Raw genomic sequence first — 23,815 nt, 5'->3', positions numbered from 1 at the left:
CAGGCATTGTTGATGAATTTCTGGCTTAACTCGATGTATTTGAGTGATTCGTTTTTGTTCACCTTCTAGGTAAGGACTCCGCAGCAAAAGCAACATTAATGAATCACTGAAATACCTCTTCAATCCGGCTTGTTAGCGATAAATTGGCCGCATATCAACTTCTTAATCTTTGAGATTTAAATGCGCAGACAGACAAGAGCCCTTAATCGCTACTCGATGTGGCACTACTTGGTCATCTTAATTAGCCTTGGCTTTTTGATGCTAAATGCCTTACCTAATATTTATGCCGAACGGCCAGTGATTAAAGTCAGTACTAATCCGCAAGTGGCGTCTAGCGAGCTAGTGGGGACTCAGCTTTACCAGTGGTTGAATGAGGAAGGTATAGAGATAAGTTTTGCTGAAGTAAGTGATAGCCAGGCCACGCTCACTCTGGCCAATACCAGCGAGCAGCAGCATGCCCAAGCAGTATTAAACAAGCATCTTGGAGAGCAAGCTGAAGTAGTTATTGCTATGCAGTCTAGTGGGCCAGCATGGTTAGCGCGCTTAGGTTTATCACCGTTGCAGCTTGGCTTGGATTTACGTGGTGGTGTGCAATTCTTACTAGAAGTTGATACTCAACAAGCGATTAATGAGTCTTTAGCACAGCAACGAGGTGAACTAAATACGCTACTGCGAGAACAAGGTGCGCGTGGCGCACGAGTATTAAGTAATGACCAGCAACAACTTGAATTAAGCTTCCCTGTTAGAGTGGCAGAGCAGACTATGGCAGCACTTAATGCCTTTCAAAGTAACTTCCCAGAGCATGAAGTGAGACAGCAGCAAGCGGGATTGTTCACCATTAACCTAGCTGGTCATCAAGATTTTCATCAAGCGCTGATGATGCAAAATTTGCAAACCTTGAGAGATCGCGTTGCAGCCCTTGGCATCACCGAGGCAGTAGTGCAGCGCCAGGGCCATAACTTTATAAGAATTGAGTTGCCTGGCGTACAAGACCCAGCGCAAGCAAAACGCGTTATCGGTGCCACTGCTACCATTAGCTTTCACGCACTTAGTGCTAACGGCGATGTTCATCAACATGCTTCTGGCGACCCCGTTGGCATCGATGCTAGGCCAATTTTAACTGGCCAAAAAATTACTAATGCTAGCGCTCAGTTTGGTGAGTTTGGCATGCCTGAAGTGTTGATTAATTTGGACAGTGCTGGTGGCAACCAAATGTCTGACTTTAGCCGCCAAAATATCGGTCAGCCAATGGCCACGCTCTATACCGAGTACCTAGAAAATGAAGCTGGCGTATTGGAGCGACATAGTAAGGTAATTAGTGTTGCTACCATTCAAGCGCATTTAGGCTCTAGGTTTACCATTACCGGTATGGACAGTGTACAAGCTACCCAAGACTTAGCCTTATTGCTTAAAGCTGGCAGTTTGTCGGCACCTATTTCAATTGTCGAAGAACGGCTATTGGGCCCCAGTTTAGGTGAGCAAAATATTAGCAATGGCTTTGCGGCTCTCGCCCTTGGTATGGGCTTAATGCTGGCTTTTATGTTGGTGTGGTATCGAGGTCTTGGCTTAATTGCAAACATCGCCTTGGTGCTTAATTTAGTTTGTTTGATTGGTTTACTTTCTTTGGTGCCGGGGGCTGTACTCACTTTGCCGGGCATTGCGGGCCTTGTGCTTACTATTGGTATGGCCACCGACACCAACGTACTCATTTTTGAGCGAATAAAAGAAGAAAGGCGCCGTGGTTTAAGTGAAGAAATGGCGGTACATCATGGCTACAAAAATGCTTTTAGCACTATTTTTGACGCCAGCTTTACCTCACTGATTATTGCAGCAATTTTGTTTTCGGTAGGTTTTGGCCCGATTAAAGGCTTTGCCATTACCTTCGGCCTTGGCTTGTTAACCAGCATGTTTACCGGCGTGTATGTGTCGCGCTCTTTGGTCAATTTACAACTTGCTTGGCGTCGAAAAGCTGCGCTAAGACAACTACAGGAGCTTGCATCATGAAAGCTTGGATAAACCGTTTTTCGCTTACGGCTTTGCGCCAAGGGGCTTTGAACCTGTCGGTGGTTTTGGTACTGGCTTCTGTCGTGGGGTTGGTCACAAAAGGGATTAACTTTGGCGTCGACTTTACTGGCGGAGTAGTGACCGAATTAGCTACTCATTACCCGCCGGAGCAAGAGCAAATGGCCGAGCAGTTAGATCTATTATTGGTAGATGGCTATTCAATGAGTCGTTCTGGCGCCAATCATTGGATTGTTCGGCAGGGTTTAGAGATGAGTGAAGCGGTTACTGCCAATTGGCACAGCCAGTTACCTGATGCTTGGCAAGTAGAGTTGTTGGGGAGCTCGATTATTGGTCCGCAGGTGGGCAGCGAGTTGTTTGAAATGGGCGGATTGGCAATTTTTGCTTCATTGCTGGCTATGATGATCTATTTGTCGTTCCGCTTTGAGTGGCGACTAGCCTTAGCGTCAGTGATTGCGCTTTTTCACGATGTATTGCTGGTATTAGGTTTGTTTGCCTGGTTACAGATTGAATTCGACCTAACGGTAATGGCAGCTGTTCTGGCGGTGATTGGCTACTCCCTGAATGACTCGATAGTGATTGGCGACAGGATAAGAGAGTACTTACGGGCCAGCAGCAAAATAGAACTCGATACCCAAATTAACCGTGCTTTGGCGTCGACAATGACCCGCACCTTGGTGACATCTGGTACTACTTTGTTAACCGTTGCTTGTATTTGGTTATTGGCTGGCGCTCCACTACAAGCTTTTGCTATCGCCTTATTTAGCGGGATTGTTATTGGCACCTTTTCCTCGGTAGGTATTGGTGCCACCTTGCCAAAAGTATTGGGCTTGCAAGCGTCTGACTATCAGCTTATAGAGCCAACTAGAAATGGCCGAGTTGGCTAAAGATTGGAGGATAAATGATGAAACAAAGCTATTTTATTGCCTTTATGTTGTTACTTTTTATTGTGTTACCAAGACTGACGCATTCTTTAGTCAATCCTGACCCTAGCCTAGGTAATGAGTTGAGCATTGAGCTAATTCAAGAAAGCTAGTTTTAACTAGGCTTAGACTCTTTCATTAACGGCACCCTTTGGGTGTCGTTTTTTGTTGGGTATTACTTAGCTGTAGTACGCCTAGTTGAAAGTAAAGCGAGCTTGTTTAAATGAGTGAGAAAGTAATGGCATTGGCAAGCAAAGAGGCCGAGTTCATTTAGGCTTTATTACCAAAGGAAGGTGGAGAAAAGTGAACTTAAGTCGTCCGTGACTGTTAGATGGCTAGTGCTAATTAGTAATGAAAATGTAGGGTGAAGCCGTAGTAGGATTCTTTAGCGCGAACCTCACTTGGCGTTTGCACTGGATTGCTGGTGTTAAAAGTAATGCCTGTTTTTATGGTGTCATTCCCGGTAACTCGGTTAATACCCTTAGCAATACTTTCTACAGGGTCCAGTAAAAACAAGGAAGCGTTCCCCAACCTAGTCGAACCCATTACTTCACCGCCACTGGCGCGAATGCGCTGTTCGGTTTGGAAGGCCCATTCGCCATATAACCAGCCACCAATGGGAGTAACAATTAGATCTTGAATAGACGGTACTTCGGCAAAGGCCTCAATGCCATATTCCCAGTAAAAGGTGCTCATGAGAGTGGTGTAGAGAAAGGAGTTGAACTGGTCGTAACCGCTTTTTCGGGCTACTTGATAATACACCCCGCCAAAGTAAGGGTGGCCAATGTAATTTATTGCCCAATGGTCGTCGTCCCATACCGGACCTTGTCTTACATTGTCCCACCATTTCTGCGCCATGTTGCCGCGGCCTATTTCTGATTTATCCCAGTTGGTCACGGACTCTGGCATTAGGTATAAAGCACCAATTACGCCTGCTCCAAGCCCAAACATTAACTTAGTTTGTGACCATAGACGCTCTTGGTCTTCGCCATTTGCAGCATTAAATAAGGTAACTTCGGGAAATAGATTACTTGAACTGCTTTCGGCAAAACTAGTGGTGCTAAATGTTAAGGCAAGGGCCGCCGCAACAGGCTTTATCATGGTTTCTCCTCTTAATAAAAAGAAGAGAATTTTAGTAACTAAGTCATAAATCTCACAGGTATATCAAAAATTCATATCTGTATTTCATAGGGCGAGGCTAGATGGGATAGAGCCGCTTAGTGCAAGGCATTAAACTTAAGTGATTGAATCGAGCTGTAGCAAAGAAGCAGTGTTTCCGCTTACGGGGAGGGCTAAGCTCCTTGCCCGCGTGGGTTGGGCAAGGAGGCAGTATAAATTGGCGAGTAAGGCTTAGCGACCGATAACCTGGTCAACGAGTTTTAGCTCTTTATCTAGCTGCGAGAAAGTCAACTCACCCAGTAGCATTTGATCCCACTTTTGTTTTGTTAGCTCAAAGGTTTTGCCTTTATTCGCTTGTTGGGTAATAGCAATCACTCCATTTCTTAGCGCAATCGCATAATGCGCATCTTCATCTACAAAATGTAGATTAAACTGTAGCGCCTTATCTTCGGCTAAGCGGGTATCAAGCATGTAACGTAGGTAGTGAACGTTATCATCTAATGGGGAGCTGGCGAGCTTTTGCGCATCTAATGCTGCGAAGCTATCACTGAGTTGTTGATAGTCTGTGATGGTGTGTTTACCAAATCTAAGACTTCCTTCCTGTAATAAGGCTTCGGAAATGTAGAAGCCACGAGCGTTAGCTGAGCTAGTATGTTGGCCAAGTGTTCGGGCGCTATCGGCTCGGATTTGTTTGGCCAGCTCTGTTAATGCTCCCATGTTTTGCAACTGCGTGGTTAAAAACAAGCTCCACTGTGTACTGTTTATATCGCCTTTGGCCTGGGCTTGTTGTGCCATGGAAATAACTGCATCTACACCGCCCATTGCTTCAACGGTTTTCTGCGCTTGTAGCTGTTTGGGCAGTGGATTGATTTCGTAGACATCCCAACCCATCCAGCCAATTCGAGCGTTGTATACTTGCTTGGCGTAGCTTTCTACCTGGCCATAGGTCTCTTGATTAGCACGTAAGCGCTTGGGCATATAGATCCACTCTGCAATCTCTTGGGCATCTTTACCCATGGCAATGCCTCGGTAGGTTTGGTCATGGATGAGTTGCATGCTGTCTCTAAAATACTCGAGTGCTTGGCGGGCCTTGTCTTTACCAATGTTAGCTGCTCCATGAATGTCTATATGTAGCTCTATATCGCGACTTAAGGCTAAATCAGCCGCGTTGACTAAACGCATAGGATCTCGGTAGATATCGCCTCGCAGAGTATAAAGATTAAATAGGCTGTCATCATTCATCGCATTAGACACCAGCAACTTATGCTGTGGGAAATAGAATGCCACAGAATCGAGCACGTCGGTTTGGCTTGGCAATACTTCTACTTCAAGGCCTGCAATGGAGTAAGTTTCAATTGCGCCGTCCTTAAAGGTTATGTCAGGTGGAATAAACCCGGATTCACCACTAAGTTTCTCTGGACTAAAACCTAACACGCTGGGAAAAGCATCTTTACCCTCAAGAGGGTGAAGCATGCCAAACTGAATAGCGGCTCTGGTTTTAAAGTTACCGCTTAATATGTTTATGCCCTCATCTGCTCGTAAGTTCGTGGTGAGTTCCTCATGGCCAAAAATTTGGGTGTTTTCATCCCGCCATACCTCAGTACCATGTACATAATGAGAGTGGGTGTAGAGAATGCCGGCTACCTTAATTGACTGGCCTACTTTTCTCTCTAGTGCTGCTCGTTGCTCGCTTGCATATTGAATGTTGTCTCCGGTATCTATAATGATCCACCCTTTAGGACCTTCTAAAGCAATGATGTTGCCAATACCCCAACCGGCGATGCGATACACGCCCTCGCTAATTTGATCTACTTGTTTCTCGGCCACATTCCAAGCGGTATTCACCGCGGCTTGTGGGCGAGCAGTAATAGCGCCATTGTCGGTAGTCACAAGCTCTTGTTGCAGAGACATGCCGTATTGATTAGGTGCAGCAGACACTGCCCCGGCAATAGCCAAACTGATTAAGCTGGCACTTATTGGTTTAACAGCCTTTGTTATCTTCATCTTTCTAGAACCTGATTATGTTGTCATATCCAAGAGCAGCGTTAAGTGATAAGGCTTAAGCAACTGCCGCTATATTGCGTTGGTAAATTGGGATACAGGTGAAAGAGTATTCCCGTTTAGTTGATAAGCAGTGTATTGAGGGATAAGCGCGGAGGCGATGAATTACAGTGATTCATTTACCTTAGTTAGCTGGGCGAGTTATAGCTTTGTATACCAGGTGTCTTTTGTCAGAAAACAAGATCTAGCAAGTGAATAGTTAAAGCCTTGGCTGTGGTGTTTGCTGAAAAAATATTTAGCTCTCGGGTTGCTCAAAACTATTAAAACAGCTGCTAAGTATCTGATGGATTAGTTGGCTAAGTGGTGAGCCGCGTCGGGTTTGCAAGTAGTTCCCCACAATTGATATCTCGCGTTGGCTATGAGGAGTATTACTAGGAAGTGGATAGCATTTTAGCTTAGGGTTATTGTAAGTGATAAAGCTGCTAGAGTAAGTTATGGCGTCTGAGCGCTTCAGTTTTTCGGTGATTAACTCAATTTCATGAGTATCTAAGATAACCTGAGCTGAGTAGCCTTTTGCTGCGTAATACTCATGTAAAGCAGAGCGCTTTGAGCCTTGATTTTCTGGAGCCATACGTACAACAGGCAGGTGGTGAATATCGGCAAGTTCCGAGCTTTGGCTGAGTACAGGGTGAGCTTCTCTTGCAACAATCGCTAATTTAACGCGTTTTAAAGCATGGGAGTATACCTCTTGCGGTAAGCTGAGCTCGCCGATTTGGACAATGTAGTCTAGTTTGCCATTGAGCAGGTAATTTAAGCTATTTGAGTTAATAAAAACTAGCTTAAATTTTGCTTTAGGCAGAGCGTTTTCTAAAGCCTGATAGAGCTCAGAGCCAAATACTTCTAACAAAGTTGGGGTAAGGGCTATGCTTACCTCTTCATCAAACTCCAAAGGATTAAAGTTTTGGTAAGTTTGTATAACTTTACTGATCGGTAGCAGCATGTCATCGGCGGCTTCAGCTAACTTTTCGGCTAACTCAGAGGGTTCTATACCGTGGGCTTTTCTTATTACTAATTGCTCGCCGAAGGTTTCTTTTAATTTGGCTAAACCTCGGCTGACACTGGGCTGAGAAATGCCTAAAACTTTGGCTGCTTGGTGGGTATTCTTGGTTTCTACAACTACCTTGAGCAACTTTATGAGGTTTAAATCAAGATCGGCCAGTTGTTTATCCATGTTTACCCTGCTGGTTACAAAAATGTTAGCGCAATAGGGTGATAATAAACACGAATAGACAGCTTAGCAATGCTAGTGGAATAGGAAGAAGAGGAAAGCAATCCCTTGCTATCAATAGCTTTTACAAAGACTTAATCCGCTTACCTCGGCTGCTTAGGCGATACAGTGTACCCGCTATGGCTACTAACATAAGCACTAGGCTACTGAGGATAAAGATCCGAGTGAGTAGATGTTGGTAAGCATCTACGAGTGGGTTAATGGTGATCCATTTGCCCACTAGGAGCAGCAGGCAAACCCACATTAAGGCACTGGTAAAGCTCATCAACACAGTTTTTGACGATTTAAACCTTGCTGCTCCCATCAACATGGGAGTGACCACGCGTACAAAAGGAATAAAGCGAGAAACCAGCAGGGCGATAAAACCAAAACGCCTTAACAAGGTATTTGCCCGCTGCATGGTATCGCTAGGAACTGCTCGCTTAGCATGGCTCATTAGCTTGGTTTTTTGCAAGTAACGACCTTGTAAGTAAGCTATGCAGGTTCCTAAACCTGCTCCTAAACTTAGTAATGCAAAGGTACTGGTAAAATCCAGTATGCCTAAGCCGATAAGGGTTCCAGCAAATAGCACTAAGCTATCGCCGGGTAGTGGCAGAAATACAAAGCTAGATTCAATAAACAAGATCATGAACAGCAAAAACAATAACCAGTTTGTTGAGCTCATATCGCGTAATGATTCAAAGTCGCTGTTATAAATCATCGACAATAATTCAAGCATTTAGCACCTCTCCTTATACAAAAATCAGTACTAAATACATGCTGAACAGTATTAAGTGAGAAACGCCATTAAGTACATTGGTTTTGGCGCTCACCACACTCACAGAAGTAGCTAACAAGGTAGCAATAAGCAAGGTAGTATCAATTGCCCCTAAACCAAGAGTAATTGGCTCAGCCATCAAGCTTGAAATCACTAATACTGTAGGCACCGTGAGGGCAATACTGGCCAGTACCGAACCAAAGAATAGGTTCATGGCGCGCTGTAATTGATTTTTCATAATGGCTTTAACCCCACCAAGGCCTTCTGGCGCAAGCACTAACAGCGCAACAATTAAACCACCTAGTGCTGCTGGCGCGCCAAGGTTGCTAATGCCGTGGTCGATAGGCATGGCTAAGTTTTTAGCCAGTAAGATAATCACCGCTAGATAACCCACGAGTAGTAAGAAGTGATAGAGATTGCTCTTTAGTGGGCCGTGCGCTTCGTGCTCGTCTTCATTTTTAGCATCAACAAAGAAGTAGCTATGACTTTTAGTTTGGGTGTAGAGGAAAACAGCATACAAGGCGACCGACACCACAATCAGTGCGATGGTGAAAATGAGTGGCATGGCGCCTGCGCTGTTAGTGGGAATAAAGTTAGGCAAAATTAAACACAAAACCGATAGTGGAATAATGGCCACCATGTATGAAGTAATGCCTTCTCGGCTAAAGGTTTGAGTATGGTAACGCAGCCCGCCTAGCACTAAGCCAATACCGAGTAAGCCATTAAGTACCGCCATAATCACCGCAAACATGGTGTCTCTGGCGAGTACCGGGTTAGCATCTCCGGTTAGCATCACCGATGAAATCATCACAACTTCAAGAATAATCACCGAGAGAGTCAGCAATAAGGTGCCGTAGGGGTCACCTAGTTTTATGGCTAAGGCATCTGAGTGACGAACGACCGCAAAGATGGCTGCCAATACAATACCGAACAGAATAAGTGTAGTGAACGAGTAAGCAACAATGCCGCTAGTGGGGGCCAGAAAGCTGTCGCCACCTAGCTTAAGAAAAGCAACAAGTAGCATCCCAAAAATTAGTATGTGTTCGCGTTTCAAGAAAGCTGTCATGGTGTTGTTCCAAATAGAAGTTAAGGATAAATATTTGACTTCTATTTTGCCTATATGGGGCAATGAGTATATGTATTTCAGCAATTCATATACTCGTCTTTGCCTACATATTTAGTTGAATTGGCTGTCTTTTCTTACTGCCGATGTGAGGACAGGAAAGATAGAGGTGTCTTTAATTTCATAACGGTAGCTGTAACTAAAGTTAGGGAAGGGGAAGCTTTCCTCTTCATGCCACTTTTGCACGGTTTGTTGAGCTTTAAGTACCTGTTCAGAGTCTATAGTTTTAAGCTTACCGGCATATTGGTGCTGAGTTGAAAAGGCCAGTTTTGCGCCAACTTGATCAACAGCTTTGTACAACATAAATAATAAATCTTCTTGTAATGCCATAAACTCATCGTGATCGCGGCAGCGAATGTACAGTACGATCGAGACTTTAAGTGAATAGCTTCCTAAACCCATAAATCTAACGCGAGTTGGCTCTTCTTCTACTTTGGGGTGGCGCAAAAAATCGCGCCGTAAATTCACCAGCAATACTTGCAGTTGCTCTACACTTATTTCGGGTCGAAGTCTAAGTACGTGCTCCATACGGCGCCTATCTCGACGTTCTAGGTTATCGATTTCCATATTGGCAAATTCAGAGTTAGGTATGGTAATGACCGAGCGCTCTAAAGTCCTAATTCGAGTAGCTCGCAAGCCAATATTTTCGATAACGCCGTAAAGGTTTTTGTCTCCATAGCGACATAGCTCGCCAATTTTAATGCCGCCATCAGCGTATAGAGTTAAGCCGTTAATTAAGTTCTCAAGTAGTGGGCGAATGGCTAAGGCAATGGCTAAGCCACCGACACCTAAACCAGCAACCAGTGGAGATATAGATACGCCCATAAACTCCAAGACGTACAAGCCAAGCAATACAATGGTTATGCCACCTAGAATTTTAGCTAGCACCAAAATGAGTGAAGAATCTGGGGATGATTCTAATGGCGTATCTTGATACTTTTTGGTGGTGATAAGGATTGCGATATAGATGAAAATAGACAAGATAAACCAAGCAACAAACACGAACTGAACGATAAGTATTAAGCTTGAGCTAAGCTGATACACTATCCCGTATAGCCAAATCCCATCATCTATTATTTTACTAAAGAGCATCATCCACAGGATGTTAAAGATTAGTGCTAGTTGCTTGCCAAATTGCCAATGACGCTCTGTATCATCAAATCGGGCATTCCACCATTTGCCAAACAAAATACTTAGTTTGGTGACTTTTATACTAATTAACGATAAGCCTAGCAGCATCATCCATTGCCATGCTGGAAGCCCTGCGAATAGCTCTTTGCTCCACATAGGGAGGGCCGATATAACACTACGCGATATGAGTGGGCCTGGGTTCAAAATGAACTCTTCATAGAGGTCGTGATGATTGGAGACTTGTTGTTCGCTAATGGTAAACAAGTAGTACTGATGTGATAAGCGGTTCACCGACAAGGCGGAAAATAAATATTGACCTGCTCTTACTCCCTCAAGTTGTTTTTCTATGACTAGGTCAGTACCGCCAATACGCCAGCGAGAATTTAGCCCGACCTCATCAACGGGCAAGGGGGTAAATTTTGTAGATTCATTTAATTCAAGGCGGTTAAGTATTTCCCTCAATAGTACGATTTTCTCCATCACTACCACGTTGCGATTACGATTGGCAGTGCTGGATAAGTCGAGAGTTTTACTGGCTTGATAAAAGGCTAGTTGCCCTTCTAGTGAGTTGAACTGTTCGGTTCGCCAAGCGCTAATGACTTGTTTCGAGCTGTTGAGAAAACTGTCTACAGTTTGCTGAGGTGATGACAAATCGATACTACGTTGCGTTGGGTTCTGTGGTTCAGTTGCCATTGCCGAAAATGAAAGGCCTATTAAAGCAAAAACCAATATTAAGCGTGTCATATTAAGCAATGTCCTTTGTAACAGGTAATGGCGAGCCCCTTACGGGGCTCGATAGCTATTTAGTTAAGGTGTGTACTAAAAAAGGCGTTTAGTTCGGCTAACGCATCATCTGATTCGGGCAAGTTGTGAGCTAGCCCGAGTAAGTAGTCGGCGTGAGACTGCCCGTCATAGATATGCAAATCGGCGCTGACTCCGGCCGCACGAAGCGCGCGGTGCATGCGAACGGTATCGCTAAGCAGTAAATCACGAGTGCCTGAAATTAGCAGCGTTGGTGGAAAGTTGTTTAGCTCTCCATACACGGGAGATATCAAAGGGTTTTCCAAGTTGTTGTTAGCGGCATACAAGTCGAAAGTACTTTGAAGCAGACCTGCGCGGCGACCTAGTGGATCTAGCCCTTCTAGGGTTAACCAACTATCGCTGGTGTGTGCAAGATCGGTAGCGGGAGTGCCAGCAAAGAGTGCTCCAGGCATAGGTAGCCCTTGCTCTTTCAGCCGCAAAGTGGTGGTTAGGGTTAAATTACCGCCGGCCGAGGTACCAAATATTACGGTTTTGCTGGCTTCTTGCTTACTGGTGATATCTTTCCATACTGCAACTGCATCGTCGATGGCTGCCGGAAAGGGATGAAGAGGCGGTTTACGGTAATCTACCGAGATCACTTTTACACCTAGGCCGTTTGCCATCCATATTGCTTCACGTAGGGCTGCTTCTTCGCCACCAAAGACAAATGCTCCGCCATGCAAATGCATAAAGTAGTGGTCGGCATAGCGTGGATTGATGGTTGCAGGGGTCACCACAAAGGTCTCTACGCCTGCAATGGAGCTTTTCTCAAAGCTTACGTCGAGTTCTTTAGCCGCTTTTAATGCAAGCTGGGCAGGTTCTTTATTCGCGAACTTTACAGCCTTTAGCCATTCCTCTGTAGATTCGGGTGTGGTTGGCATTGCTTCACCCACAAGGCGCTTGTCAATCACTGACTCTAGCGTGCTAGAAATACCAACCGGAGTAGGGATGTTGTGGTGGTGAATGGCAGCGCTAAGTTGCGCACTTAGCGTACTGGCAAAACTGTTTGTGCTGACTGTGATTATACCAAAACCTACGGCGATTAGTGTGTGTTTAAACCTTGGTACTTTGCCCATGTTATATTCTCCAGTAGTGACTTTTTAACACTGGCCGAAGCATGCTGACCAGTTATTGATGGCGCCAGAATAGAGCGAAATTTTGAACAATTGGAGAATTATAGAAATTCATTTTTGTTGCTGTGCGTACTTCAGCCTTAAATGCCCATAAGCTTTTAGCGATACAAAACAAATAATGCACTAGACTTGATGGTGGACGGTAAAACAGCCACTAGCTTGTTTTTCCAGTATTTATTAATCAATTAGGATGTGGGCAGATGAAGGAAGTAGGGCAAAGCGTTATCAGTAAGATGAGCGTGCTGTTGATCATGTACTGCAGTGTATTTGCTGCAAATGCTGCTAGTGATGGCGTAATCAGTGTGGCGAGCCAGCATGATGTCAATCAAACCACAGAGCGTATGTTGAGTATACTCGAGCAAAAAGGCATGACAGTGTTTAACCAAGTTAAGCATTCTGATGGCGCAGAGAAAGTGGGTATTGAGCTTAGAGATACTCAATTGATTATATTTGGTAACCCTAAGGTTGGTTCTCCTTTAATGAAGTGCCAACAGCTGATTGCCTTAGATTTGCCGCAAAAAGCACTTATTTGGCAAGATGAAGCCGGTAAAGTGTGGATTTCTTATAACGATCCTCAGTATCTCGCTAAGCGTCATCAAGTAGCTGGTTGCGATCCGGTGTTTGGCAAAGTTTCTGGTGCACTAGCCGCAATAAGTAAGGCTGCAGCCAACTAATTCTTTTATCTTACGTAGCCAAGGTAGCATCCAGCTGCTTTGGTTCTTACCCCCCCCTAAATATGTTAATAAAACGTTATTTTATGCAATTGTCATATAAACGTTTTTGTGAGCGTTCTCGCCGATAAAATATTGCACTTATTGACAAAAAATGCCCGTGTAGAGCGCTTGTTGATATAAAACAAGGAAAGCTCTTGTGATGCGCTTGTGATATTTACTTGACCGGTTGTTTTGCTTAAATTAGCTTTAGTAAGTGAATTGTTGACTTTTTGGTCAATTTTAAGAAAGGGAGTTTGGCATGATTAGTGGGTTTAAAAGTCGCAGTATCTCATTGCAGTTGCAGTTAGTTATTGGCCTGATCATTTTGTTAGGTTTGGGTTTAATGGCGGCGCTGGTATACAACAAAGCCTCTAAAGCGCTGTTTGAACAAGCGATGGCTGATCATGAATCAAAAGTAAAAGCGGTTGCTTCTATGGTTGAAGGGCAATTTGCGTCTTATTTAGAGCGAGCTCAGGATTTAGAAGCTACCTTTCGAAATGGCTATTTGAGTGGTGTAGAAGTGGCTGAACGCACTGTTCAATTTGAGCAGTTTAGCGTTAAAGATGTTCATATTCGTGGTGCCTCACTGATTGATAACAGTCGCTATGTGGACCGTTTTACCGCCGATACCGGCGCGGTTGCTACTTTGTTTAGTGCCTCTGGCGACGATTTTGTGCGGGTGAGCACCTCATTAAAAAATAGCCAAGCTCAGCGTGCGGTTGGCACTAAGTTGGGTTTAAATCACCCTGGCTATAGCACTTTGGTAAGTGGCCAAGCCTTTCATGCAAAAGTTACCTTATTTGGAAAAGACTATCTCACTTACTATAAGCCGATAAAAAACCAGCAGGGCAAAGTAGCTGCCTTAAGTTTTATTGGGGTACCTATCGACCAAGCCACAGAAGAAATCTTCGATAATCTTTCACAAATTAAATGGGGCGATACCGGTTACACCATTGTGGTAGACAACGATGCTAGCCATTTACTCGGTAACTACTTATTACACCCAGAAATTAAACCAGGTGAATCAATTATTGATCGCCGTGACTACGACGGTAATCAGCCATTTAAAGAAATCTTTAAGCAGCCTTCTGGTCGTTTGTTTTATCCCTACGAATACAATGGTGTAGTGGGTGAAAAATACTTGGTATTTGCCGAAGTACCAGGTTGGAATTGGAAAATACTGGGTGGCACCTTTGTTAGTGAAATCACTAAAGCTAGCCGCGATTTATTGGTGTTAATTGCTTTAGTATCGGTTTCGGTAGCGGTAGTTGTATTACTGGGTTTGGCCTTGTTACTAAAACAAATGACTAAACCCTTAGAAGTATTAAGCGAAAACATGCAGCGCATGGGTAATGGTGAAATTAGCGTTAGTTTTCAAGATGGCCGAGCAGAATCAAGCAACGAAGTTGAGCAGTTAAGTGCTGGCGCGAAAGAGATGGCCAGTAAACTAAACGACTTGGTTGGAAGTATTCGAAACACCAGTAGTGCTCTGCAAGAGCGCTCCAGCGGTGTTTATCAAGATGCGGAGCATAGCCTAGGCCAGTTGGATAATCAGCAAGCGCAGGTTGATCAAGTAGCTGCGGCTATTGAGGAAATGTCATCCTCTGCGGCGTCGGTAGCGGAACAGGTTGAAGACATTGCTAGCAGTGTGCGCGCTGCTGACGGTAATACCCAGCAAGGGGCAAAACTGGTCGCTCGAATGGTGGGAGAGATTGATTTACTTAATGACCAATTAAAATCCTCGGCCGAGGCCATTGAGTTAGTAGGTAAAGAAAGTAACAACATTCAAGATGTCACTAAAATGATCAACGATATTGCCGACCAAACCAACTTATTAGCACTTAATGCAGCTATTGAAGCGGCGCGAGCCGGAGAGCAAGGGCGCGGATTTGCAGTGGTTGCAGATGAGGTAAGAACGCTGGCCCAACGTACTCAAGAATCTGTTAAAGAAGTGGAAACCATTATCGCCAAGTTGCAATCAAGCACTAGCAATGCGGTGAGCATGATGAGCGAGAGCCAGAAACGCGGTGAGTTTTTTACCGAGCATGCAGCGCAAACTGGTGAAGCCTTAAATGGCATTACCGAGCAAGTTACTAGTATTGCTAGCCAGTCGGAAACCATTGCTGCTACTACCGAGCAACAAGCGCAAGTATCGCAAGAAATTGCTGCCAATGCCTCACAAATTAGTAACCTTACCAGTGATAGCCGAAATACTGCGGCGCAAACAGCCAGCAGCGCCACCCAATTGCAAACGCTGTCGCAAGAGCTGCAGCAACAGGTGGCTCAATTTAGCTAGCCTAATATCACTACTTGGTAAATCGTCGGCGAAAGTCCCTTGGGCTTAAGCCGATGATTTTTATAAATACTTTTCTAAACGCTCCGGCGTCTTCATAACCTACTTGTTGGGCAATGACTTCGGTACTTTGGGGGCTTGTCTCAAGTAACTCACAGGCTTTCTGAACCCTTAGTTTTTGCAAATACTGTATAGGCTTTAGGCCAGTAGCTTTAACAAAACGCCTTAATAAGGTTCGCTCTGTGAGAAAGCATTGTTCACACAGTAGTGCCACGTTGATGTTTTGCTGGTAATGGCTTTGTATAAAGTGCTGTACTTTAATGATGTCGTTGTCGCCATGTTCAAAGTTTGGATTAAAGCTTTGGTAGTAACGTTGTTCGCGCGGCCCTGTGTCTACAACTAGGCTTTTCCCCAATTGGCGCATGATGCTTGGCCGAGCGTATTGCGCGACCAACTCCAAACCCAAATCAACCCACGACATTAAACCGCCAGCAGTAATAATATCGCCATCGTTAATGAGAATTTTCTCACTGCGCAGCAGGCAATCAGGGAAGCGTTTAGCAAAGTCTTCAGCTAAGGCCCAATGAGTAGTTACTGGGCGTTGGTTTAATAAATTTGCCTTAGCTAATATAAATGCTCCTGCACAGGCCGAGCTTACTACACAGCCTTGTTGGTGTTGCAGCTTTAACCATTGCAGAAGCTCTGGTGTTGGCGAGAGATAATAATCATGATTAATGCTGGGTGGCACGATTACCACTTGCAAGCAGGATGCTTGCGCCCTTACATCGTAATGTTCAACAATCTGACATTCAAAATGATGAGCATATTGCTGCTGTTGAGAGGTACTGTTGGCTAACAAAAACATTTCTTGTAAACCAAATATGGCGGCCTGAGAGGCGCCAGGGTAGCGAACAATAGTAATAGCGGTAGTCGGTGTCATAAAAGTGATTACAAGGTATTGTTGTTAAGCTTCGACCTAAAAAATTTTGCTAAGTTGCACCCTTGTATAACATTTTGTTCTACTGCGATAATTTCTGACTTTAGTCCCCATCCTACTTACATTCTGTTAATCAATTTTTGGTGGTATTACTTGTAATTTATCGCGAGTATCAGTAAAAGATGAACATCATTTTGCTAATCCCAAGCCATGTTTTTTAAGCACACTACTTTTAAAGCTAAAACTACTTTACTGCTGCTGGCAGTGCTATTGGCTACCTGTTTAGCAAAAAACCTTGGCTTGAGTGTCTCTTGCCCCAGTGCGCATTTAGCGGATGAACAAACCTTTTCCAGCCAGGTTTTAAATGAGCAAAGCTGTCACTTTACTGAACATTTACTTAAGCAATACGTTCAAAGCTTAGAGCAAGTATTTGTAGTGGTGCTATTTGCAGCTTTAGCGCTGGCAATGCTGCCACATTTAAGCGCTTTTCAAACTTTTCTTAAACCTACCATTCCGCCTCCTCGGCGAATGCATCGCTCGGTGTGTCATTTTCGAGAATAGAAACTAACGGCAACCTTTTGCGTTAATATTTATTTATTGGAGATGATATTGAAAAATTTATTACCTTGGCTGTTGTTATTGAGCTTAACGCCGAGCTTGGCGCTTAGCCAAAGCACGGGCTGGTTAACTCATCAACAACACCCACCTGCGCAAGTTCGGCTTATGCTTACTGGTGAGTTTAATCAGCAAACCAAGCTTTTGCCTGCTGTGTTGCAAGTGAAGTTAGAAGACGATTGGAAAACCTACTGGCGCTCGCCAGGAGAAGGCGGCGTTGCGCCCAGTATTCGTTGGGATGAGGCAAGCAGCGTTCAATCACTTGAATGGTTATGGCCGAGGCCCGAGCGTTTTTCATTGCTGGGTTTGCAAACCTTTGGCTACCAACAAGCGGTCGATTTTCCAATGTTGCTAAGAGTTGATTCTAGCTCTCATGCTGGCCGTATAAGCGGGGTATTAACCCTATCTACTTGCACCAATGTTTGTGTTCTCACCGATTACCCTTTTACCGTTGATGTGGACTTACCAACGCTGCGCCCAGACAGTGAAGCGATGTATTTATACAACAAAGCAAAAATGGCGGTACCGCTACTCGCTGAAGCAGGCGCTAGTGACTTTGTATGGGATGAAACCAAGCAGCAATTGCAGGTAACACTGCGTGGTGAACATCAATGGCAGTTGCCGCAACTAGTGGTAGATGGTGACCCTGAAACCACATTTAAACTGCTTAATTTGAGCCTACAGCCTAAGCAAGTAAGCGCGGTTTTTAGCGCTGAAAACTGGTTAGCGCCCCCCATGCTCACCGACAAGGTATTGCACTTAACTATATTTGATAAGCAGCAGGCTGTTGAGTACCAAAGTAAGGTTGTTGCTGGGCAGGTAAGTGTAGAAGCAATCGCTTGGCCTAAGCTATTAGTGTTTGCACTATTGGGTGGTTTAATCCTCAATATTATGCCTTGTGTACTTCCTGTATTAGGCATGAAGCTTAGCTCGGTGATTGCTGCCGCTAGTGTCGACCAAGGGCGAATTCGCTGCCAATTTTTAGCATCAGCTGCAGGCATTGTTGTGTCATTTTGGATCTTGGCTGGCTTTGTTATGTTGCTTAAAGTTAGTGGCCAGGCTGTAGGGTGGGGGATTCAATTTCAACAACCTTGGTTTATCGGCTTTATGGTGCTGGTAACTGCGTTGTTTGCGCTAAATATGTTGGGGGCGTTTGAAATAAGCCTGCCGGCTTCTTGGCAAACGCGTTTAGCAACCAGCGGTGGAAATAGCTATGGCGGGCACTTTTTACAGGGGATGTTTGCCACTCTATTAGCGACGCCCTGTAGTGCGCCATTTTTGGGAACCGCGGTGGCGTTCGCTCTGGGAGCAGAACCCTTATCTCTAATCAGCATCTTTAGCGCATTAGCGCTTGGCATGGCTTTGCCTTGGCTGTTAGTAGCGGCATTTCCTAGATTAGCAAAAGCTTTACCCAAACCCGGTAAATGGATGAAGCAAGTAAAGCTGGTTTTTGCTCTGATGTTGCTGGCAACTTGCCTATGGCTGTTAAGTTTACTGGCCAATTTTTTATCTGGTGTTGGGGTGTTACTTGTAACTGCCGTGGTAGTGCTGACCTTTGTTTGGTTACTGCTTAAACAATACGGCGCTAAAGCATTGCTGATAAGTTTTAGTGCCTTGATGTTGCTTGGTGGCGGCGTTGCATTAGTGGGCGCAATGACGAGTGAGCGCTGGGCAAAAGTATTGCCTAGTGACTTAGTTTGGCAGCCTCTCCAACAAAGCAACATTGCCGAGCAAGTGGCGCAAGGTAAAGTGGTGTTGGTTGATGTGACTGCTGATTGGTGCATTACCTGTAAGGCAAATAAAGTGGGGGTGCTGCTTCAAGACCCAACATACAGCCGGCTAAAGCTAGACACCGTGCATTTAGTTAAAGGTGATTGGACTAAGCCCTCTAGTGAGGTGAGTGCCTTCTTACAACGTTACCAGCGTTTTGGCGTGCCGTTTAATATTGTCTATGGCCCTGCCGCGCCAAATGGTATCGCTCTCCCCGTTATCTTAAGCCATCAGGTGATTGAGCAAGCACTTGCTCAAGCTGCCGGTGATGCATCTCTTTTTCAGGATTAAATTTATGAACTCTTTAATTTTTATCGTCGCAAAACTAGCGCTATCTAGCTTGCTGTTAAGTGTTAACAAGCCTACCTTTTTTGCGGAGGAACGCTCATGTTAAGTAAGTTATGGTCTGTTTTTAAGCAACTCATCACCATGGTGCTTTTTGTCACTGTGGTAGGCATTGGTGTAGATTTCTGGCGCTCACAAGATTTACCAGAAGGTGAGTTGCCCAACTTAAGCGCAGTTACTCTAGGCGGTGAGGCAATAGATCTAAAGGAGCTAAGCAAAGATGAACCAGTATTGATTTACTTTTGGGGATCTTGGTGTGGCGTATGTAACTTTGTGAGCCCAGCGGTAAACACCATGGCTAAGCACTTCAATGTTGTGACAGTTGCATTACGTTCTGGCGAGCAAACCAAAGTACAGGCTTATTTAACACATCATGAGTACCAATTCCCAGTAATTAACGATCCGCAGGCCAACTTGGGCGGGCAGTGGGGCATTTCGGTAACGCCAACCTTGATGGTGGTTAAAAATGGAGAGCTAAAACACTATACCGCGGGTTTTACCACCTTACCGGGTATGTGGTGGCGGATGCTAATGGCATAAGCCCCGATATTGAAACTAGGCTGCTCTGCTTAGCGTGTTAGTTGTGCTCAAGTAAGGCTGCATCATCAATAATTTGTTGATAAGCACCAGATTGCTTTAGTTTCTGAAGTCCACGATTAAAAGCAGCCAACAATTGTTTACTACGTTGTTGGTTGTTCTTTGAAAAAATCACATGAGTATAAGTTTGTTGCACCGATTGAGGATGATGGGTGAATAGAGCCGCTTTTTCTGCAGGAAAGTGCTGCTTGATTAATTGATAGCCAACATGAATATCGGAAGGGAATATGTCAATTCTACCGACGAGAAGTTTCTTAAGGTTTAGTAAATCAGAAGAAACATACTCTACTTTTAATTCACTTTTTTCAGCTGCTAGATCAAAGGCATAGCCGTAAGTATATTGCTCTGTTGCACCTATTGTTAGCTGTTTTAAACTGTCTATATTGTGCCAATTAAAGGGCTGCTGGCTTAAGTGAAAAAACACTTTGTTGTGCCAAAAGACCGGCTCACTAAATAGCACTGCTTTTTCTTTACTGGTGGTTTTTGCCCATGTTAAAGAGCCATCTACCTTGCCCTGTTCAACATACATATAGGCTCTAGCCCAAGGTAAGAATTGATATTGCACTTCATAATCTTCTAGGGCAAAAGCTTGACGAACTATTTCAGAGTAGAAACCTTGATGTGCTAAAGACTTAGACGTAAAAGGGGGCCACTCTCCACTAGAAAGGGTAACGAGCTCGGCAGCTTTTGTAGGCTGGGCTAACAATGCAAACACAATGATGGTTTTGCAAACATAAACAAAGCAATAAAAATAGCTGCGCACATTTACTCCATGTCTGTTTGTTTTTTAATCATCCGTGTTGTTCTAATTAAAGCAGCTATTGCGGTCTTTTTACAGCTTACTGATAGTTTTATGCCTTCTGGTGCCTTAAGCACGCACATAGTGCCTTAAGCACGCACATAGTGGCTTTGTACTAGCTCATTTAGCAAGACCTTGGTTTGCTTGTGTTTAAAGCTTTGGCTTTGCAGTAGCTCCCCGAATAACGGCGCTCCGCCGCCTAACAAAATAGGGAAACGAGTAAGAATAAGTTCATCAATCAGATCTTTTGCCAAAAATTGTTGAATGGTAATGCCGCCATCAATGTATAGATTATGGTAGCCCTGTTGGTTGAGCGATGTTACCAGCTGCTCAAGCTCGCCATTTACAATGTGTACATCGCCAGTAAAGCCTTTTGGCAATTGCTTTAGGCTGTTACTCAGCAGCATTACCGGTTTGTTGTAGGGCCAATCAATGCCAAAGCTCACTACCTTTTCAAAGGTATTTCGCCCCATAACTAAAGCGTCAATACCCGCCATAAACTCGCCGAAGCCTAAGTCTCCACCATCGGGGTTCGCAACACTTTCTAGCCAAGCTATATCTCCCTCTTTGTCGGCGATATAGCCATCAAGGCTTAGGGCGATATATACGATATTCGACATGGTGTGTTCTCCAGTTTACTTGCTGAAATGCACTTGCTAAAAGCTAACTGCTGAGTTTACAGCAACTAGGTTTACTTCAAGTATAGGCGCCCTATCACGGGGTAATTACCGAACTTTTAGTTGTGGTTAAGGAAAATCGATTTCACTGGCGCTTTCTAGCCAAGTGGGATGTTTTTGCATAATTGAGCGAAACAATGCTGAGTCGATAAACTGCTTTAACCACGCCTGCAAATGCGGATAGGGTGCTTGCTCAAACCACCTTAGATCGACCGAAGCAAATTGACGAATAAAAGGCAGCAGTGCCATATCTGCTAGGCTCTGCTGCTCGCCCATTAGGTAAGGAGTGCGGCTAATCTGTTGTTCAAGCGCTTGCAAAAATGTCTCACCTTGTTGGCGGTAGTCTTCTGGGCTTTGCTCTGGAAAACGCACTGCGTATTTATACTTATCTAATAAAGGCTTAAATTGCTCATCATTGCGCTGCACCCAATCCAGCATCTTCTGGTAATTAGGGGAGAGCCAAGCCTTAGGATCGTTTTGTTTAAGTGCCCAAAGCATTATCTCAAAGCTTTCTTCGATGACTTGACCATTGGCTAATTGCAAAACAGGAACGGTGCCTTTGGGGGATATTTCCAGCATTTCTGGCGGCTTATGTTTGAGGACTATTTCGCGTAGTTTTACTGGTGTTTGGCTAACTGCAATAGCTAACCGCGCTCGCATGGCATAGGGGCAGCGGCGAAAAGAATACAAAATAGTGGACATAACTAACTCTCAAACATGGCGTAGGCCGACCTTACCCAGTTACCTTTTATCACGCAAGTGATTGGTTTAAAGGCTTGCTAAAAGTAACACTTAGCACTATCACTAATTCATTATTAATGCATTTCATATTATGCGGCTAGCGGTCGCCAAAATAAGTAAAGGATGACTAATGGAACATCGAACACGCAGTGTGGGCATTGTAGGTGTAGGCAATGTTGGTGTAGCAGGAGCTTACGCTCTGTATTTACGTGAAGCTTGTGAAGAACTGGTTTTGGTGGATATGAATAAGGCGAGGGCAGAAGGGGAAGCCTTAGATTTAATGCATGGGCAGGGATTAACCGGCAGGATGCAAGTGAGTGCGGGTGAGTTCTCCGACTTGGCCCGATGCCAAGTTATTGTTGTTACCGCTGGAGTGGGACAAAAATCGGGCGAGAGCCGCTTAGAGCTATTAGAAAACAATGCCAAGGTATTTAAATCCATTGCCGAACAACTTGACCGCTATGCGCCTAGCGCCATAGTGGTGGTGGCCAGTAATCCGGTAGATGTATTAACGTTTATGTTGCAGGAGCTGAGTCAGCGCCCTAAACATCGGATTATTGGTACCGGCACTATGCTAGATACTTCACGTTTAAAAACGTTATTGGGCGAAATCTATCAAGTCGATCCGCAATCGGTGCATGGTTACATTTTGGGTGAGCATGGCGATTCGGAGTTGGCGGCATGGTCAACGGTGAGCATTGGAGGCTTAGCTATTCAAGGACAAACGGTATTTGGCATAAGCTATTCTGCAAGCCGTTTAGAAGAGCTAGCCGAGAGTGTTAAGCAAGCCGCTTATAAAATTATTGAAGGGAAGAGCTATACCAACTTGGCAATAGGAGTAGTGATTGCACGTTTGGTCGAAGCGATATTGGATGACAGCAAAACCGTATTGCCAGTATCGGTGCGTTTAAGTGGCGAATACCAACTTAGCAATGTAGCCCTTAGTTTACCGGCGTGTATTGGCTTAAAAGGGGTTGAGAAATTGATTGAGCTACCACTTGAAAGTGATGAGTTAGCTGCTCTGCAGAAATCAGGTGAAACGATGCGAGAAAGCTTGAGCAAGATTGGATTTTAGTCCAAACAATCAAAGCCATGAATGTTCGCTACTGGATTGTTCGGCTCTTTGAATTATCGTTTAAGGCCCATTTGGCGAAGGGGTTTCTTTAACCTTCATCGATTTTAAGAGCGTTATTTTTGCCAAGCCCTTAGTTAGCAGAAGTGTTTTGCTTGTGTTGCTTATGTTGTCACTACTCTGGCGCTTATTACCTACTTCGGTAAGGCCTGGTTGTTTGGTAAACTTTTGTTCGCAAGGATTAAAAACGCGTATTAGTTCAAGGAATAGCTGTGATCTCTAAGTTACCTCGCTGGGTTGAGTATGGAACGTTTTTGTTAGCGTTGAACGCGGGTTTTATTAACGCAGTAGGCTTATTGGGATTTAAGCACCAGTCGGTTTCCCATTTGTCTGGAACGGCCACTTTGCTGGGCACGGGAGCAATGAGTGCTGGCTTTAACGACTTGTTATATTTGTTTGGCGTGTTGTTTAGCTTTGTTATGGGCGCTGCAATTTCTGGCTACTTTTTACGGGGTGAAGCGTTAAAGTTGGGGCGTAATTACAGCGCTCTACTTTGCTTAGAGGCAACGTTTCTTTGTGGTGCTAGCTATCTTCTAATCGGTGATTTCTCTTATGGGATCTACTTAGCATCCGCCGCTTGTGGTTTACAAAATGCCTTGGCAACTACCTACAGTGGCGCGGTTGTCCGCACCACTCACGTTACTGGTATATTTACAGATTTGGGGATTATGTTGGGGGCCGTTCTCCGCGGTGACCCGTTTGATAAACGGCGCGCACTGTTGTTCTCACTCATTGTTTTGGGTTTTATACTCGGCGGCACTTTAGGGGCATTTGGCTTTGCTAACTTGGCGTTTTACTCTTTATTGATACCAGCTGGAGTATGTTTGTTTTTGGCGCTGTTCTACTCGGTTTATGTAAAAGTCATTAGTTTATCCCAGCTTAAACCGAGATAGTTCGC

21 protein-coding genes are annotated in these 23,815 nt (G+C 44.5%); 10 read left to right on the top strand and 11 right to left on the bottom strand.

Going from position 1 to position 23,815, the window contains the following annotated elements:
- The first annotated feature begins 180 nt into the window (after positions 1 to 180).
- The 3 genes from secD to K5609_RS21865 are packed head-to-tail and all read left to right on the top strand — an operon-like array spanning position 181 to position 3,058.
- On the top strand, positions 181 to 2,004 hold the full coding sequence (secD, locus tag K5609_RS14945) for a protein translocase subunit SecD (protein WP_221074339.1): 1,824 nt from the start codon (positions 181 to 183) through the stop codon (positions 2,002 to 2,004).
- Positions 1,998 to 2,909 (top strand): protein translocase subunit SecF, encoded by a 912-nt coding sequence (secF, locus tag K5609_RS14940; RefSeq protein ID WP_425514840.1) that lies wholly within the window; start codon positions 1,998 to 2,000, stop codon positions 2,907 to 2,909. The genes secD and secF overlap by 7 nt, the downstream gene beginning before the upstream one ends.
- Positions 2,910 to 2,923: 14 nt before the next feature.
- Complete coding sequence (locus K5609_RS21865) at positions 2,924 to 3,058, top strand: hypothetical protein (protein WP_256469280.1); 135 nt, start codon at positions 2,924 to 2,926, stop codon at positions 3,056 to 3,058.
- A gap of 232 nt (positions 3,059 to 3,290) precedes the next feature.
- Here the strand turns inward: K5609_RS21865 and K5609_RS14935 are convergent, their stop codons facing one another.
- The 7 genes from K5609_RS14935 to K5609_RS14905 form a co-directional block, all read right to left on the bottom strand.
- Complete coding sequence (locus K5609_RS14935) at positions 3,291 to 4,046, bottom strand: DUF3943 domain-containing protein (protein WP_221074337.1); 756 nt, start codon at positions 4,044 to 4,046, stop codon at positions 3,291 to 3,293.
- A 249-nt stretch (positions 4,047 to 4,295) separates the two neighbouring features.
- Positions 4,296 to 6,068 (bottom strand): alkyl sulfatase dimerization domain-containing protein, encoded by a 1,773-nt coding sequence (locus tag K5609_RS14930; RefSeq protein WP_221074336.1) that lies wholly within the window; start codon positions 6,066 to 6,068, stop codon positions 4,296 to 4,298.
- Positions 6,069 to 6,360: 292 nt separating this feature from the next.
- Positions 6,361 to 7,296: a LysR family transcriptional regulator gene (locus tag K5609_RS14925; protein ID WP_016402902.1), complete on the bottom strand. Its 936-nt coding sequence runs from the start codon at positions 7,294 to 7,296 to the stop codon at positions 6,361 to 6,363.
- A gap of 121 nt (positions 7,297 to 7,417) precedes the next feature.
- Entirely contained in the window at positions 7,418 to 8,071 is a 654-nt protein-coding gene (locus K5609_RS14920; protein ID WP_221074335.1) for a DedA family protein, read from the bottom strand.
- Between the two features lie 13 nt (positions 8,072 to 8,084).
- The gene (locus K5609_RS14915; RefSeq protein ID WP_221074334.1) at positions 8,085 to 9,176 is read right to left on the bottom strand and encodes a calcium:cation antiporter; all 1,092 of its coding nucleotides are present in this window, start codon (positions 9,174 to 9,176) and stop codon (positions 8,085 to 8,087) included.
- A 111-nt stretch (positions 9,177 to 9,287) separates the two neighbouring features.
- Positions 9,288 to 11,108 carry a mechanosensitive ion channel family protein gene (locus tag K5609_RS14910; protein WP_221074333.1) on the bottom strand — a complete coding sequence of 607 codons (1,821 nt, stop codon included), beginning with the start codon at positions 11,106 to 11,108 and terminating at the stop codon, positions 9,288 to 9,290.
- Between the two features lie 59 nt (positions 11,109 to 11,167).
- A complete protein-coding gene (locus K5609_RS14905; protein WP_221074332.1) occupies positions 11,168 to 12,241 on the bottom strand; it encodes an alpha/beta hydrolase in 1,074 nt (357 codons plus the stop codon).
- A gap of 257 nt (positions 12,242 to 12,498) precedes the next feature.
- Between K5609_RS14905 and K5609_RS14900 the strand changes: the two genes are divergently transcribed.
- Both K5609_RS14900 and K5609_RS14895 read left to right on the top strand, forming a co-directional pair.
- On the top strand, positions 12,499 to 12,972 hold the full coding sequence (locus K5609_RS14900; protein WP_246611865.1) for a DUF302 domain-containing protein: 474 nt from the start codon (positions 12,499 to 12,501) through the stop codon (positions 12,970 to 12,972).
- 298 nt (positions 12,973 to 13,270) lie between these two features.
- A complete protein-coding gene (locus tag K5609_RS14895; RefSeq protein ID WP_221074331.1) occupies positions 13,271 to 15,307 on the top strand; it encodes a methyl-accepting chemotaxis protein in 2,037 nt (678 codons plus the stop codon).
- 10 nt (positions 15,308 to 15,317) lie between these two features.
- On the opposite strand, the gene K5609_RS14890 is transcribed toward K5609_RS14895, so the two are convergent.
- Positions 15,318 to 16,244, bottom strand: coding sequence for a GlxA family transcriptional regulator (locus tag K5609_RS14890; protein WP_221074330.1), 927 nt, complete (start codon positions 16,242 to 16,244; stop codon positions 15,318 to 15,320).
- Positions 16,245 to 16,451: 207 nt separating this feature from the next.
- Here K5609_RS14890 and K5609_RS14885 point away from each other — a divergent pair, with 207 nt between their 5' ends.
- The 3 genes from K5609_RS14885 to K5609_RS14875 all read left to right on the top strand — a co-directional run bounded on the left by K5609_RS14885 (position 16,452) and on the right by K5609_RS14875 (position 19,511).
- Positions 16,452 to 16,802 (top strand): hypothetical protein, encoded by a 351-nt coding sequence (locus tag K5609_RS14885; RefSeq protein ID WP_221074329.1) that lies wholly within the window; start codon positions 16,452 to 16,454, stop codon positions 16,800 to 16,802.
- Positions 16,803 to 16,844: 42 nt separating this feature from the next.
- Entirely contained in the window at positions 16,845 to 18,917 is a 2,073-nt protein-coding gene (locus K5609_RS14880) for a protein-disulfide reductase DsbD family protein (protein WP_221074328.1), read from the top strand.
- Positions 18,918 to 19,013: 96 nt separating this feature from the next.
- Positions 19,014 to 19,511, top strand: coding sequence for a protein disulfide oxidoreductase (locus K5609_RS14875; protein WP_221074327.1), 498 nt, complete (start codon positions 19,014 to 19,016; stop codon positions 19,509 to 19,511).
- A 37-nt stretch (positions 19,512 to 19,548) separates the two neighbouring features.
- Here K5609_RS14875 and K5609_RS14870 read toward each other — a convergent pair whose 3' ends face one another.
- From K5609_RS14870 to K5609_RS14860, 3 genes are all read right to left on the bottom strand, one after another.
- Positions 19,549 to 20,331 (bottom strand): substrate-binding periplasmic protein, encoded by a 783-nt coding sequence (locus K5609_RS14870; protein WP_221074326.1) that lies wholly within the window; start codon positions 20,329 to 20,331, stop codon positions 19,549 to 19,551.
- Positions 20,332 to 20,456: 125 nt separating this feature from the next.
- Positions 20,457 to 20,987: a dihydrofolate reductase family protein gene (locus tag K5609_RS14865; protein WP_221074325.1), complete on the bottom strand. Its 531-nt coding sequence runs from the start codon at positions 20,985 to 20,987 to the stop codon at positions 20,457 to 20,459.
- Positions 20,988 to 21,113: 126 nt separating this feature from the next.
- Positions 21,114 to 21,746, bottom strand: a complete 633-nt coding sequence (locus tag K5609_RS14860) for a glutathione S-transferase (RefSeq protein WP_221074324.1) — start codon at positions 21,744 to 21,746, stop codon at positions 21,114 to 21,116.
- A gap of 169 nt (positions 21,747 to 21,915) precedes the next feature.
- Between K5609_RS14860 and K5609_RS14855 the strand changes: the two genes are divergently transcribed.
- Together K5609_RS14855 and K5609_RS14850 are read left to right on the top strand one after the other, a co-directional pair.
- Positions 21,916 to 22,860, top strand: coding sequence for an L-lactate dehydrogenase (locus K5609_RS14855; protein WP_221074323.1), 945 nt, complete (start codon positions 21,916 to 21,918; stop codon positions 22,858 to 22,860).
- A gap of 269 nt (positions 22,861 to 23,129) precedes the next feature.
- Positions 23,130 to 23,810, top strand: a complete 681-nt coding sequence (locus K5609_RS14850) for a YoaK family protein (protein ID WP_221074322.1) — start codon at positions 23,130 to 23,132, stop codon at positions 23,808 to 23,810.
- The last annotated feature ends 5 nt before the right edge of the window (positions 23,811 to 23,815 follow it).

The sequence above is a fragment of the Agarivorans aestuarii genome, from assembly GCF_019670125.1.
Classification (GTDB): domain Bacteria; phylum Pseudomonadota; class Gammaproteobacteria; order Enterobacterales; family Celerinatantimonadaceae; genus Agarivorans; species Agarivorans aestuarii.
The sequence above is the reverse complement of the archived record's forward strand: the minus strand, read 5'-3'. Positions and strand labels throughout refer to the sequence as shown.

What these genes read in the sequence shown, in the direction of transcription:
- secD (WP_221074339.1), top strand. Translation starts at nt 181, where the DNA reads ATGCGCAGACAGACAAGAGCCCTTAATCGCTACTCGATGTGGCACTAC.
- K5609_RS14935 (WP_221074337.1), bottom strand. Translation starts at nt 4,046, where the DNA reads ATGATAAAGCCTGTTGCGGCGGCCCTTGCCTTAACATTTAGCACCACT.
- K5609_RS14915 (WP_221074334.1), bottom strand. Translation starts at nt 9,176, where the DNA reads ATGACAGCTTTCTTGAAACGCGAACACATACTAATTTTTGGGATGCTA.
- K5609_RS14885 (WP_221074329.1), top strand. Translation starts at nt 16,452, where the DNA reads ATGTTTTTTAAGCACACTACTTTTAAAGCTAAAACTACTTTACTGCTG.
- K5609_RS21865 (WP_256469280.1), top strand. Translation starts at nt 2,924, where the DNA reads ATGATGAAACAAAGCTATTTTATTGCCTTTATGTTGTTACTTTTTATT.
- K5609_RS14910 (WP_221074333.1), bottom strand. Translation starts at nt 11,108, where the DNA reads ATGACACGCTTAATATTGGTTTTTGCTTTAATAGGCCTTTCATTTTCG.
- K5609_RS14880 (WP_221074328.1), top strand. Translation starts at nt 16,845, where the DNA reads ATGATATTGAAAAATTTATTACCTTGGCTGTTGTTATTGAGCTTAACG.
- K5609_RS14925 (WP_016402902.1), bottom strand. Translation starts at nt 7,296, where the DNA reads ATGGATAAACAACTGGCCGATCTTGATTTAAACCTCATAAAGTTGCTC.
- K5609_RS14890 (WP_221074330.1), bottom strand. Translation starts at nt 16,244, where the DNA reads ATGACACCGACTACCGCTATTACTATTGTTCGCTACCCTGGCGCCTCT.
- K5609_RS14860 (WP_221074324.1), bottom strand. Translation starts at nt 21,746, where the DNA reads ATGTCCACTATTTTGTATTCTTTTCGCCGCTGCCCCTATGCCATGCGA.
- K5609_RS14920 (WP_221074335.1), bottom strand. Translation starts at nt 8,071, where the DNA reads ATGCTTGAATTATTGTCGATGATTTATAACAGCGACTTTGAATCATTA.
- K5609_RS14865 (WP_221074325.1), bottom strand. Translation starts at nt 20,987, where the DNA reads ATGTCGAATATCGTATATATCGCCCTAAGCCTTGATGGCTATATCGCC.
- K5609_RS14930 (WP_221074336.1), bottom strand. Translation starts at nt 6,068, where the DNA reads ATGAAGATAACAAAGGCTGTTAAACCAATAAGTGCCAGCTTAATCAGT.
- K5609_RS14900 (WP_246611865.1), top strand. Translation starts at nt 12,499, where the DNA reads ATGAAGGAAGTAGGGCAAAGCGTTATCAGTAAGATGAGCGTGCTGTTG.
- K5609_RS14855 (WP_221074323.1), top strand. Translation starts at nt 21,916, where the DNA reads ATGGAACATCGAACACGCAGTGTGGGCATTGTAGGTGTAGGCAATGTT.
- K5609_RS14895 (WP_221074331.1), top strand. Translation starts at nt 13,271, where the DNA reads ATGATTAGTGGGTTTAAAAGTCGCAGTATCTCATTGCAGTTGCAGTTA.
- K5609_RS14875 (WP_221074327.1), top strand. Translation starts at nt 19,014, where the DNA reads ATGTTAAGTAAGTTATGGTCTGTTTTTAAGCAACTCATCACCATGGTG.
- K5609_RS14905 (WP_221074332.1), bottom strand. Translation starts at nt 12,241, where the DNA reads ATGGGCAAAGTACCAAGGTTTAAACACACACTAATCGCCGTAGGTTTT.